The sequence below is a fragment of the Cutibacterium granulosum genome, from assembly GCF_900186975.1.
Lineage (GTDB): Bacteria > Actinomycetota > Actinomycetes > Propionibacteriales > Propionibacteriaceae > Cutibacterium > Cutibacterium granulosum.
Genome location: NZ_LT906441.1, coordinates 1252030 through 1264506, shown reverse-complemented (window position 1 = coordinate 1264506; position 12477 = coordinate 1252030). Strand labels below are relative to the sequence as shown.

The 12477-nt window shown below is 64.4% G+C and carries 7 protein-coding genes; 6 read left to right on the top strand and 1 reads right to left on the bottom strand.

The genetic code is table 11. The annotated features are described in order from the left end of the window. Window positions 1-142: 142 nt before the first annotated feature. The 5 genes from CKV91_RS05325 (at window position 143) to valS (ending at window position 8042) form a co-directional block, all read left to right on the top strand. Window positions 143-2698: a sodium-translocating pyrophosphatase gene (locus CKV91_RS05325; protein WP_095141086.1), complete on the top strand. Its 2556-nt coding sequence runs from the start codon at window positions 143-145 to the stop codon at window positions 2696-2698. A gap of 207 nt (window positions 2699-2905) precedes the next feature. Next, complete coding sequence (gene pgl, locus CKV91_RS05320) at window positions 2906-3640, top strand: 6-phosphogluconolactonase (protein ID WP_065860720.1); 735 nt, start codon at window positions 2906-2908, stop codon at window positions 3638-3640. Between the two features lie 168 nt (window positions 3641-3808). After that, on the top strand, window positions 3809-4369 hold the full coding sequence (locus tag CKV91_RS05315; RefSeq protein WP_065860719.1) for a DoxX family protein: 561 nt from the start codon (window positions 3809-3811) through the stop codon (window positions 4367-4369). Between the two features lie 88 nt (window positions 4370-4457). Then, the gene (locus CKV91_RS05310; protein WP_065860718.1) at window positions 4458-5243 is read left to right on the top strand and encodes a DsbA family protein; all 786 of its coding nucleotides are present in this window, start codon (window positions 4458-4460) and stop codon (window positions 5241-5243) included. A gap of 204 nt (window positions 5244-5447) precedes the next feature. Next, complete coding sequence (gene valS, locus CKV91_RS05305; protein ID WP_065860753.1) at window positions 5448-8042, top strand: valine--tRNA ligase; 2595 nt, start codon at window positions 5448-5450, stop codon at window positions 8040-8042. 531 nt (window positions 8043-8573) lie between these two features. On the opposite strand, the gene CKV91_RS05300 is transcribed toward valS, so the two are convergent. Beyond that, the gene (locus CKV91_RS05300) at window positions 8574-11867 is read right to left on the bottom strand and encodes a S41 family peptidase (RefSeq protein ID WP_065860717.1); all 3294 of its coding nucleotides are present in this window, start codon (window positions 11865-11867) and stop codon (window positions 8574-8576) included. Between the two features lie 101 nt (window positions 11868-11968). Here CKV91_RS05300 and CKV91_RS05295 point away from each other — a divergent pair, with 101 nt between their 5' ends. Continuing rightward, a complete protein-coding gene (locus CKV91_RS05295) occupies window positions 11969-12361 on the top strand; it encodes a hypothetical protein (protein WP_021105398.1) in 393 nt (130 codons plus the stop codon). Window positions 12362-12477 lie beyond the last annotated feature (116 nt).

Genomic DNA, 12477 nt, shown 5'->3' with positions numbered 1-12477 from the left:
ATGCCGAGATCGCTGACACCACGACATCACCCTCCTACCATGAGATTGAACCCCTGCACGGATGCCGGGGACGCGATTTTCAGAGACGAAGAAGGTGAGCCGTATGGCCACGAATTCTCTCCAGGGTTCCAGCGAGCCTGTCATGTCCAGAAATCACCGGTGGGCCGCCGGGCTGGCACTGCTGGCACTTTTCCTCACCGGGTGCAGCTCATCAAGCGGGCGGGCCGGCGGTGGCGGCGAGGCCAACCTCAAACTTCCGCCCCTCGACGAGCAGGTCGGTTCGGTGTCTGGCACCACCTTGTTGTGGATCGGCCTGGCCGTGTGCGTGCTGGGCCTGGTCTTCGGCCTGACGACGTACTCGAAACTACGCAAACTTCCGGTGCACCAGGCCATGCATGAGGTCTCCGAGCTCATCTACACCACGTGCAAGACGTACCTCAAGCAGCAAGCCAAGTTCCTCATGGTGCTCTGGGCGTTCATCGCCATCGTCATCGTCGTGTACTTCCTGTTCCTGGAGCACATGGGTGCCAAGGTGCTCATCATCCTGCTGTTCAGCCTCATCGGCATGGCCGGATCATTCGGGGTGGCCTGGTACGGCATTCGCGTCAACACCTTCGCCAACTCACGCACGGCACACGCCTCGCTCAAGGGTCGCCCGTTCGAGTGCTTCGACATTCCGCTGCGTTCGGGCATGAGCATCGGCATGGTGCTCATCAGTGTCGAGCTGTTCATGATGCTGGCGATCATGCTCCTGCTGCCCGGCGACCTGGCCGGCCCATGCTTCATCGGCTTCGCCATCGGTGAGTCGCTGGGAGCTGCCTGCCTGCGTATCGCCGGCGGCATCTTCACCAAGATCGCCGACGTGGGCGCGGACCTCATGAAGATCGCCTTCCACATCAAGGAGGACGACGCCCGTAACCCCGGCGTCATCGCCGACTGCACCGGTGACAACGCCGGTGACTCGGTGGGGCCGTCGGCCGATGGATTCGAGACCTACGGCGTCACCGGGGTCGCCCTGGTGACATTCATCCTCGGCGCGGTACCCAACCAGTCCGAACAGGTGCAGCTGCTGGTGTGGATCTTCGTGGTACGAGTCGTCATGTTGGTGGCGAGCTACCTGTCATACCTCGTCAACAACGCCATCGCCCGTGCGAAGTACGGCAAGGTTGACGAGTTCGACTTCGAGAAACCCCTGTCGAGTCTGGTGTGGATCACCTCGGCGATGTCGATCCTGCTCACGGCCCTGACGACGTGGTGGATGCTCGGCGGCATGGGTGACGGCACCATGTGGTGGAAACTCACCGTCATCATCTCGTGCGGCACCCTGGCCGGAGCCCTCATCCCCGAACTGGTCAAGGCCTTCACCTCCACCAACTCCCGTCACGTGCGCGAGGTCGTCACCAGCGCCAAGGAGGGCGGGGCGTCGCTGGACATCCTGTCGGGTCTGGTGGCCGGCAACTTCTCCGGGTACTGGCTGGGTGTGGCGATCGTCGCCCTCATGGGTGCCGCATTCCTGGTGTCGGGAACCGGATCGGGCTTGGGTGACATGGGTGCGATGAGCGAGGTGAAGTGGGCCGTCTTCGCTTTCGGTCTGGTGGCCTTCGGTTTCCTCGGCATGGGTGCGGTGACGATTGCCGTCGACTCCTACGGACCCGTCACCGACAACGCCCAGAGCGTCTACGAGCTGTCGACCATTGAGGAGCTGCCAGACATCGACGAGCAGGTGAAGGCCGAGTTCGGCTTCACTCCCCGGTGGAAGGTGGCCAAGCACTTCCTGGAGGCTCAGGATGGGGCGGGAAACACCTTCAAGGCCACCGCCAAGCCAGTGCTCATCGGGACGGCCGTCGTCGGCGCGACGACGATGATCTTCTCGATCATCATGATGCTCACCGATGGCTTGCAGAACACCACCGAGGTGACCAAGCTCGGCCTCACCCATGCCCCGTTCCTGCTGGGTCTCATCACCGGTGGAGCCATCATCTACTGGTTCTCCGGGGCCTCCATGCAGGCCGTCACCACCGGCGCCTACCGGGCCGTGGAGTACATCAAGGCCAACATGAAGCTGGATGCCACGGCCACCAAGGCCTCCGCCGAGGACTCGACCCGCGTCGTGCAGATCTGCACCGAGTACGCCCAGAAGGGCATGATCAACATCTTCCTGGCGGTGTTCTTCTCCGCCCTGGCCTTCGCCTTCGTCGATCCCTACTTCTTCATCGGCTACCTCATCTCGATCGCCGTCTTCGGCTTGTACCAGGCGATCTTCATGGCCAACGCCGGTGGTGCCTGGGACAACGCCAAGAAGATCGTCGAGGTGGATCTGGACGCCAAGGGAACACCACTGCACGACGCCTCGGTGGTCGGTGACACCGTGGGTGATCCGTTCAAGGACACCTCCTCGGTGGCCCTCAACCCAGTCATCAAGTTCACCACCCTGTTCGGCCTGCTTGCCGTGGAACTCGCCGTCTCGATCGGGGCCGGCCCACTCACCCACATCCTGGCCGTGATGTTCTTCCTCATCGCCGCGTTCTTCGTGTACCGCTCGTTCTACGACATGCGTATTCGTCGCACCGACGACGACTTCGTCTCCTTCGACGACGTCCCCCACGTCGATGACGGGCCAGCGGCGGTCGCCGGAGCCGGGCACGAGACGTCGCCCTCGAGTGATCCGAGGCCACGTCGAGTGGATCCGGAGCACTGACAACCGGATCACAAAGTCATCCGTCCCCGTGGCGGGCAGGAGGGCGTGCCAATCCCATGGCGCGCCCTCCTGCTGTCGTGATAGGGGTTCTCGTGACCGGATTCGGTGCCCACCGGATCTGGACTTGACCGCACTGATGTGGGAAAGTCGGTGAATGGTCAGACCTACTCATGCCGTGGGTGTCTGACGCAGGGAGAGGTGGGGACCATGCCGCATCAGCGTGTCATCCGATACCTGTCGGCTGACGACCTGGCTGACGGGCTTGCGCTCCGTCTGGTTCGGGCCATACTCCGTCGCCAGGACACCCAGGGTGAGGTGCATCTGTGCGTCACCGGCGGCCAGGCTGCCATCCGGGTGTACGAGTGCCTGCACGACGTGGACGAACGCACCTCGGTGGATCCGTCCCGACTGCACGTGTGGTGGAGCGATGACGCATTCGTCCCCACCGGCGATGCACAGCGCACATCGTTGCGCACCCTGCCGTTGCTGCTCACCGCCTTTCACCTGGACCCCTCACGCACCCACCCCATCCCGACGATGGATGGCAAGGATGATGCCGACGACGCCGCCTACGCCTATGCCCAGGAATTGGGCAACACCATCTTCGACATCTGCCTGTTGGACGTGGGGGAAAGCGGTGCGGTGGCGTCGCTCTTCGCCGACGATCCCTTGTTCTCCCCACACACGACGGCACTGGCGGTGGGGGTGACGGCCTCGCCCACTCCCGCCACTGAACGGATCTCGCTCACCCTCCCCGAGATCAATCGTTCCCACCAGGTGTGGCTCATCGCATCGGGTGCGCACAAGGCCAAGGCAGTCAATGAGTCCTTGCTGGAAGGGTCGCAACTGCCAGCTGCCCTGGCCCATGGCACCGAGGAGACGCTGTGGTGGACCGACCAGTTGGCAGCTGCGCAATTGCCGAGTTACAACTGCTCGCTGTGAACCCTGCCGCGTGAAGGACCCGCAGGGATCACACGTACCCCTGCCCTCCAGCACTGGCCGACGTCGTACTGCCCCGCCCAGATCATGAATCGACGATCTGGGTGCCAACATGCACTACCGCCTTGGACGCCGGGAACGACTCTGGAAGACAGCGTCTACGATGACGTCATGGACAAGACGACACAGACTCCCCCGGCGCACCAGAAATCGTGGCAACGCTGGGTCGGGCTGGTGGCGCGGCTCATCCTGGGAGTCACACTCATCGTTGCGGGACTGCTGAAGGTCACTGCCGTGGACTCGAGCATCGCCGCGGTACGTACCTATCGCATCGTCTCGTGGGATTTCGCGAAAGTCATTGGCACCGCCATGCCGGTTGTCGAGATCATCGTGGGGCTGGCCATCCTCGTGGGACTTCTCACTCGATGGTCGGCCCTGCTCGGTGCACTGGCCATGGTGGCGTTCATCGCCGGGATTGCATCGGTGTGGGCTCGCGGGATCAGCCTCGACTGCGGATGTTTCGGCGGGGGCGGGTTGCGCCAGGATCCCTGGCCCACCGTGGTCCACGGTTACATCAAGGACATCGTGCGTGACACCGGCCTGTTCCTGTGTGGTCTGTGGTTGGTCATCCATCCGCGTACCGCGCTGTCCTTGGACGGTTGGATGAGCGCACCGGACGCTGCCATGCCGCCCGAGGAGCCTGCGACCCCTGAACGCGCGTCACAGCAGTAGAACAGCGTGGTCGATGGGCGGTGAACACGTGTTTTTGCCGTCTCGTCTATCCTGAACTCGTCACCATGAGTCAACCCCTGGAGCACCAATGAGCCAGAACTCCTCCCGCCGCGAAGCAATGCGGGCCCAGCAGCAGGCCCAGGAGGCTGCCGCACGACGCCGCAAGATCGTCGGCATCGTCGCGGGCATCCTCGTCGTCGCCATCATCGCCGCTGTCGTCATCTGGGCCGTCAATCGGGACAAGGGATCTGAGGAAGCCACCGGACCTCAGGTGAAGCCGCCGAGTGCCACCGGCTCTGCCCATGCCTACGTCGTCAACAAGGGCAAGGCCAAGAAGGGTGCCCCGGTGCTCAAGGTGTACGAGGACTTCCAGTGCCCGGTCTGCAAGCAGGTGGAGGACATCTTCGGCAAGAAGTTCGAGGCCTTGGCAGCCTCCGGTGACATCGAGTTGCAGTGGCAGACCCTCACTTTTCTAGACGATAAAATACCTGGTGAGTCTTCTCAGCGCTCTGCAGTTGCCACCGCTTGTGCTGACACTGTTGGCAAAATCGCTCCATATCACGACGTCGTTTTCGCCCACCAACCAGAAGAGGGCACCGGCTACACCGACGACCAGCTGCGCGGCGCCTTCGCCAAGGATGCCGGAATCACTGGCGCCGATCTCACCAAATTCCAGAAGTGCTATGACACCAAGGCCACCAAGGACTTCGCCACGAATGCTGCCGAGGAGGGGCTGAAGGAAGGCATGAAGCTCGAGAAGAAATTCGGGACTCCATTCATGACAGTTGACGGAAAACCCTGGAATGACTGGACGAACTTGGCAGAAGCCAATCAGAACCAGCTGCTAGACGCCATCAAGAAGGCCGCCAAGTGAACCTTTCACCCTGCCCCACGTGGGTTCGGGTCCACCACTGCTGACGAATGACTCGCGGGTGGCAGGTGAGTGACTGCCACCCGCGAACCCCCACCATGCGAAGCCATCGAGAACCCGGGTCATGACGCCCCTGGACGCGGTGTGGATGCGAACAACAGTCTCAGCATTCACACCGCGTCCGTCGCATTCACTAGACTTCAGGCCATGACGTCACAGACCCACGAAGAAAACGGCACGCCGACTCGCGGCGTGGTGCCCGACAAGCCAGCCCTGGAGGGGCTCGAAGCCAAATGGGGCAAGGTCTGGGAGGACGAGCAGCTCTACGCATTCCATGGCGACCAGGTGGAGTCCCGCGAGGCAGTGTTCTCCATCGACACCCCGCCGCCGACCGTCTCGGGACATCTGCATCCCGGGCACGTGTTCTCCTACACCCACACCGACACCATCGCTCGTTACCAGCGGATGCGGGGCAAGAAGGTCTTCTACCCGATGGGCTGGGATGACAACGGCCTGCCCACCGAACGTCGCGTCCAGAACTACTACGGTGTGCGCTGTGACCCGTCGTTGCCCTACGACCCGGACTTCGAGCCACCGGCCAAGCCGGATCCCAAGCACCAGATCTCCATCTCGCGTCGCAACTTCGTGGAACTGTGCGTCAAGTTGACCGCAGTCGATGAGAAGACCTTCCAGGACCTGTGGCGTTCCGTCGGCCTGTCGGTGGACTGGAATCAGCTCTACACAACGATCTCACCGGAATCCCAGCGCATCGCCCAGTTGGCGTTCCTGCGCAATCACGCCCGCGGTGAGGCCTACCTCAACGACGCCCCGACCCTGTGGGACGTCACCTACCAGACGGCGGTGGCCCAGGCCGAGTTGGAGGCCCGCGACTACCCCGGTGCCTATCACCGACTGGCCTTCCATCGCGACAATGGTGACGACGTCTTCATCGAGACGACTCGCCCAGAGCTCCTGGCGGCCTGCTGCGCCCTCATCGCCCACCCCGACGACGAGCGCTACCAGCATCTGTTCGGCACCACCGTCACCACACCGTTGTACGGGGTCGAGGTGCCGGTGATCGCCCACCCGGCTGCCGAGATGGACAAGGGCGCCGGCATCGCCATGTGCTGCACCTTCGGTGACCTCACCGACGTGCAGTGGTGGCGGGAGCTGCAGCTGCCGACTCGCACCATCATGGGACGCGACGGACGTATCATCCGCGAGACGCCGGACTGGATCGTCAACACCGAGGCCTACGAACAGATTGCCGGCAAGACGGCCTTCACCGCCCGCAAACTCGTCGTGGAGGCCGTGACGGCATCCGGTGAGATGGACGGTGATCCCCGGCCCACCGAGCGCAAGGCGAACTTCTACGAGAAGGGCGACAAGCCCCTGGAGATCATCGGCACCCGCCAGTGGTACATCCGCAACGGCGGCCGCGACGAGGAGCTGCGTGCCCAGCTGCTGGAACGTGGCCGCGAACTGGACTGGGTGCCCGAGCACATGCGGCACCGCTACGAGAACTGGGTCGAGGGACTCAACGGTGACTGGCTCATCAGCCGTCAGCGCTTCTTCGGGGTGCCGTTCCCGGTGTGGTACCGGCTCGACGAGCAGGGCGAGCCCGACTACGAGCACCCGATCGTGCCTGCCGAGGACGAGCTGCCGGTCGACCCGGCCTCCCAGGCCCCGCAGGGCTACCAGGAGGAGCAGCGCGGCCAGGCTGGTGGGTTCATCGGCGACCCGGACGTCATGGACACCTGGGCGACCAGCTCACTGACCCCGCAGCTGGTGACCGGCTGGCAGCGAGACGATGACCTGTTCGCCAAGACCTTCCCGATGGACTTCGCCCCCGAGGCTCACGACATCATCCGCACCTGGGTGTTCTCCCGTATCGTGCGTGCCCATCTGGAGAATGGCGTGTTGCCGTGGAAACGTGCCGCGATCTCCGGGTTCGTCACGGATCCCGATCGCAAGAAGATGAGCAAGTCCAAGGGCAACACGGTGGTGCCCACCGAGATCATCGAGCAGTTCGGTGCCGATGCGGTGCGTTGGCGTGCGGCGATGGCACGGCCCGGCATGGACTCCCCCTTCGACAAGGCACAGATGAAGGTGGGTCGTCGTCTGGCGATGAAGGTCCTCAACGCGTCGAAGTTCGTGCTGGGTTTCGGTGCGGGCGGCAAGCTCACCGACGTGACGAATCCCGCCGACCTGGCAATGCTGGCTGGGTTGCGCCATCTCATCGTCACGGTCACCGAGGCTTTCGAGCAGTTCAACTACACCGCTGCCCTGGAGGCCTCCGAGCAGTTCTTCTGGACGTTCTGCGACGACTACCTGGAACTCGTCAAGGAACGTGCCTACGACTCCGACGGCGCCGATGAGGCCGGTGCGCTGAGCGCTCGCACCGCGCTGCGCACTGCCCTGGACGTCCTGCTGCGGCTCTTCGCGCCGTTCCTGCCGTTCGTCACCGAGGAGGTGTGGAGCTGGTGGAAACCTGGCTCGGTACACATCGCCTCGTGGCCGATTCCCGAGGAACTGCCCTGTGCCGGTGACGTGGAGCTGCTCGAGGACATCTCGGCGGCCCTGGTCGAGCTGCGCGGCGTGAAGTCCACCCACAAGAAGCCGATGCGCACCCCGATCCTGCACGCCACGGTGAGCGCCCCGGCATCCATGATCGAGCATCTCAAGTTGGTGCAGACCGATCTGGCGTACGTCTCCAAGACCGAGAAGTTCACCTGGGTCGAGGGCGGTGAGGAGCTGAGCCTGGAGGCTGAGCTCGGCGAGCCGCCGGCCAAGAGGAAGTAAGGCCGCATCGCTGACGTCCGTCAGAAGGACGCCAGCGCAGAACGGGCGTTGGTGTGAGGTTCGCGCCAACGCCCGTTCCCGCACCACGCACATTTCACGTCCCGGCAAGGCATGTCACCGGCCAGAGACTTTGATCCCCTCCGGGGCCCTGACCACTCGACCTGGTAGGTCAGTGCTGAACGAGCGGTGCGGAACAGCCGAGCGGCATGGGCAATACTCGGTGCGGGACAGCACGAGCAGTGCGGGCAACACGCAGTACGGGACACCACAGGAGGCACAGGGCAACACAGGTATGCAGGGCAGCACGAGTGGTGACCCGCCCCCGCGAGGCAGACGGGTCACCGCTGCATGTGATGGCTTCGTCAGCGCGGCACGACCCCGCCAGGATCGGGGCAGCTTCCGTCAGGGCACGGGGGCTGCCCAGGCGTCGTTGCGACGGTTCAGGGGAAGACCGGCCGCTTCGTCAGTGACGGGGCTGCCTCACCAGGATTGGGGGCAGGATTGCGGGCTTCCTGTCAGGCTGCCCGCGGCTCACTCCTCCACCGGACCACCGAAAGCTGCCGGCGGCATGGCAGGTGGGATGGCAGCCGGCCGCTCACCCAGCTGGGCGATGCAGTAATCGATGGCGGCATCGAGCTGGACGTCGCGATCGGACTCCCAGTCCTCCGGGCGAACGGTCACGGTGATGTCCGGATCGACGCCGTGGTTCTCCACGCCCCACCCGTAGTCGCCGTACCATCCGGCATAGCGCGGCTGGGTGACCTCGGTGCCGTCGACCAGGTCGAAGCGTCCGTCGATACCAACCACACCACCCCAGGACCGCTCCCCCACGATCGGGGCATATCCCATGGCCTGGGTGACAGCCGAGACGATGTCACCGTCCGAACCGGCCCACTGGTTGGTCACCATGACGATCGGACCGCGCACGGCGTTCTGCGGATACGTGGCGGGGGTGTCATACCATTTGCCGAAGTCCCAGCCGAGCACCTGGCGCGACAGCCGCTCCACGACGAGCTGGGAGGTGTGGCCGCCGTGGTTGAAGCGCACATCGGCAACAACCCCTTCGTGGCGAGTGGCCTCGACGATCTGACGGTGCAGCTCGGCCCATCCGTTGGAGACCATGTCTGGTACGTGCAGGTAGCCCAGCCGCCCACCGGATCGTTCCTCGACATAGCGGCGTCGGGAGGCGACCCAGTCGTGGTAGCGCAATGGGGCCTCATCGGCCATGGGTACCACGGCCACCCGACGCGCCTGGTCCCCGGTACGCACGGTGAGTTCCACCGTGTGCCCGGCAGAGCCCTCCAAGGCCTCGCCCAGGCTGAGATCGTGCCCGAGCTTGTTGCCGTCCACGGCCACGATGACATCGCCGTCTCGCACTGCCACCCCGGCGGCACGCAACGGGGACCAGGCCAGCGGGTCCGACGACTCACCGGGCACGACACGCACGATCGGCACCCCATCGTCGGTGGGGACACCGTAGTCGGCTCCGAGCAGTCCAGCGCGCAGACTCGGGTCACCGTCGAGCCCGGCTGGCGAGACGTAGGAGTGTGAGGTGTTGAGCTCGCCAACGGTCTCCCAGAGGATGTCGTACAGGTCGTCGACGCTGTGAATCCGATCGACCAGTGGACGGTACCGACGCAGCACCGCCTCCCAGTCGACGCCATTCATGTCGTCACGCCAGTAGTGGGTGGCCATGAGACGGCCATTCTCGTCGAACATCTGACGCCACTCGTCACGCGGGGTGATGCGTCGACGCAATCGCATGAGATCAACGGCAACGTGGGCGGGATCCTCGGCATCCACCTTGTGATCGCTGGGCACGACGCTGACCTCGTCCTTGTGACGCACGATGAGTCGTTCCCCGTCACCGGAGACGGCGAAGGTGTCGACGGCCTCGACGATCCTCTCGATGCGCCGGGAGGCGAACCCGTAATGGACGAGGGCGTCGGCGGGAGCCTCTCCGGTGACCCCGGCACGGGCGGCTCCGAGTTCACCACCCCGATCGGCCTCCTCGATCCACACGACACCGTCCTTGACGGCAGTCAGGCTGCGATACCGACCCGAGGCAACCGGGAAGGGCACCAGACGCTCCTCGAAACCATCACTGTCCAGTTCGCAGGTGACCGTGGGTGCATGGTCCGAGTCACCAGCGGCGTTGGCGAGGGCCTTCGCCTTGGCGTCCTGCACCTCGCTGATCCGCCATCCTTCGGGAACCGGTCCGAACGGTGAGGGTTCACTCGCCGACAGGGGCGCAAGCCACGGTCGGATGGTGTGCCCGAAGGACAGGTCGAAGGTCTGACCGTCGTAATGCGGGTCGAAGGTGCGTGCGGAGAGCATGACGAGGTACTTGCCGTCAGCTGTGAACACCGGGTTGGAGTCGTCGAAGGTGCCCTTGGTGAGTTGGAATGACTCGCCGAGCCCGTGTTCGTCCCAGCAGAAGATTGCTCCGCAGCTGTCCTCACCGTCGCGTGCCTGACGCCACACCAGGTACCGTCCGTCCGGGGACCATGCCAGTCCGGTGGCCTCGCCCTGTGCGGAGCGACCCACCTGACGTACCTGGCCGGATTCCACCGTGACGATGAGAACACGTCCGTCGTGGCTCACCACGGCGATCTTGTCACCGGCCGGGGAGGGCTCCAGCCAGAGCACCATGCCCAACTGCCCTGCGGCAATTCGACGTGGCTCCCCGGTGTCGCGGTAGCCACTGCCGTCCAGGGCAGCCACCTCCAGGCAGTCGTCGTCGGTGACGTCACTGGCCCACACCCCCAGGCCGGTGTTGCCCAGCGCTTTGGGGGAACGCACTCGGGCCGTGGCGTCGGCGGACAGTGCACGTGCCGGGCCACTGCGATGGGTGAGGTAGTAGGCGGCTCCACGCCACTCGAGCAGGGACCCGTCCCCACCGAAGTCCGAGGTGATCGACTGCAGCCGGTCCGTGGGATCGACCGAGACCGGGGCGGGTGCACCGATGCCCAGCTCCACATCGATCTGGTCGGAATGGGCGTCCAAACCGTCCATGACGTACAGCTGGCCATGCGCATGGTAGACGATCGTCGTGCCGTCGGTGCGCGGGTCACGCACGTAGCCGTGTTCCTCGGAGTGGTGGGTGTGCTGGCGCAGATCGGCACCGTGGGCGTTGACCGACCACAGTTGGGCCTGTTCGGTGGGATTGTCGGGCAGCACCGCCCCCATGTCGGAGCTGAAGATGAGTCTGCCGTCGATCCAGCCGACTCCGTACCGTCCAGCCTCGACGTCAATGCCGTCATGGTCCTCGCCATCTCGCAGCAGACGCGTGAACTCGTCCTGCCCAGCGGCCCGCAGCCAGATCTGCCCGGCGGTGCCGCCTCGATAGCGCTTCCACTTGGAGCAGTCACCGGAGTTCGGGGTGACGGTGGCGATGTCACCCTCCGGTGAGATCGCCAGATCCATGCCGGGTCCGTATTCCAGTCGCTCGATCTGACCGTCCAGACTCACCGTGTACAGCCACATGAGGCCAACGTCATTGGTCTGGTGCGGGGAGCAGAAGACGATGTGGTCCTCGTCGAGCCAGCCGATCGTCAACAGTTTGCGAGCACCGAGCCAGGTGAGTCGGTGCTGTTGCCCACTGGCCAGGTCGAGTACGTACACCTCGGGACGCTGGGCCAGGTATGACGTCCACGCAATGCGCGTGCCCGACGGCGAGAACCGAGGATTGCGTACCGGGACATGGTCAGTGGTGACGCGGCTGGCGCGTCCTCCGGTGACGGGGACCAGCCATAGATCGTCGTCAGCGGTGAACACCACCAGGTCATCGTGAATGTCGGGGTATCGCAGATAGCCAGATGCCATGAATTGAGCCTAGCCGAGCGATGGAACACTTGGGGGGCATCTCTCGATAGAATTGTCGATACCGTATTCGACACTGCTGACCCGTGAGACAAGGAGTGACCATGGCAGGCAAGTTCAAGGCGGCGAAAAGGGCAGTCGGGGCCGCAGCCGCGTTCATTCCCGTGGCCCAACGCGCCTGGGACACCCTCAACGAGAACGACCGTGCCGCCAAGGCCCTGCACACCGGAGTCGATGGAATTCGCCGATGGGCGATGTCTCGCACCCGCACGGGTCAGCTGACCCTCACGGCCAAGGCCATTCGACAGTATGCCCGGCAGTCACGAGATCCCCGGGCCAGCCAGTGGATCGCCAAGGCCGACGAGATTGATCGGCTCGTCCCGGTGCTCGATCGTCAGAACGGCGCTCAGCGCAGGAAGACCTTGGACCAGCTCAGGAGAAGCGCCGATCAGGTCCTGGACGAGGTGGCGCACCACACCAATTTCACGGACGTCTGAGGATCCAAGCTGGACCTGCTGCCACGCCACGTCGGCCTCTCCCCACGACCAGGCGACCCGGTTCATGGCGACGCCGGCGCAGGCACCGGGCAGGCAAGGCCCGCGGGATCGAATCC

Bases quoted from the DNA above. Each gene is read 5' to 3' on its own strand.
- CKV91_RS05325 (WP_095141086.1), top strand. From the start codon at position 143: ATGTCCAGAAATCACCGGTGGGCCGCCGGGCTGGCACTGCTGGCACTT.
- pgl (WP_065860720.1), top strand. From the start codon at position 2,906: ATGCCGCATCAGCGTGTCATCCGATACCTGTCGGCTGACGACCTGGCT.
- CKV91_RS05315 (WP_065860719.1), top strand. From the start codon at position 3,809: ATGGACAAGACGACACAGACTCCCCCGGCGCACCAGAAATCGTGGCAA.
- CKV91_RS05310 (WP_065860718.1), top strand. From the start codon at position 4,458: ATGAGCCAGAACTCCTCCCGCCGCGAAGCAATGCGGGCCCAGCAGCAG.
- valS (WP_065860753.1), top strand. From the start codon at position 5,448: ATGACGTCACAGACCCACGAAGAAAACGGCACGCCGACTCGCGGCGTG.
- CKV91_RS05300 (WP_065860717.1), bottom strand. From the start codon at position 11,867: ATGGCATCTGGCTATCTGCGATACCCCGACATTCACGATGACCTGGTG.
- CKV91_RS05295 (WP_021105398.1), top strand. From the start codon at position 11,969: ATGGCAGGCAAGTTCAAGGCGGCGAAAAGGGCAGTCGGGGCCGCAGCC.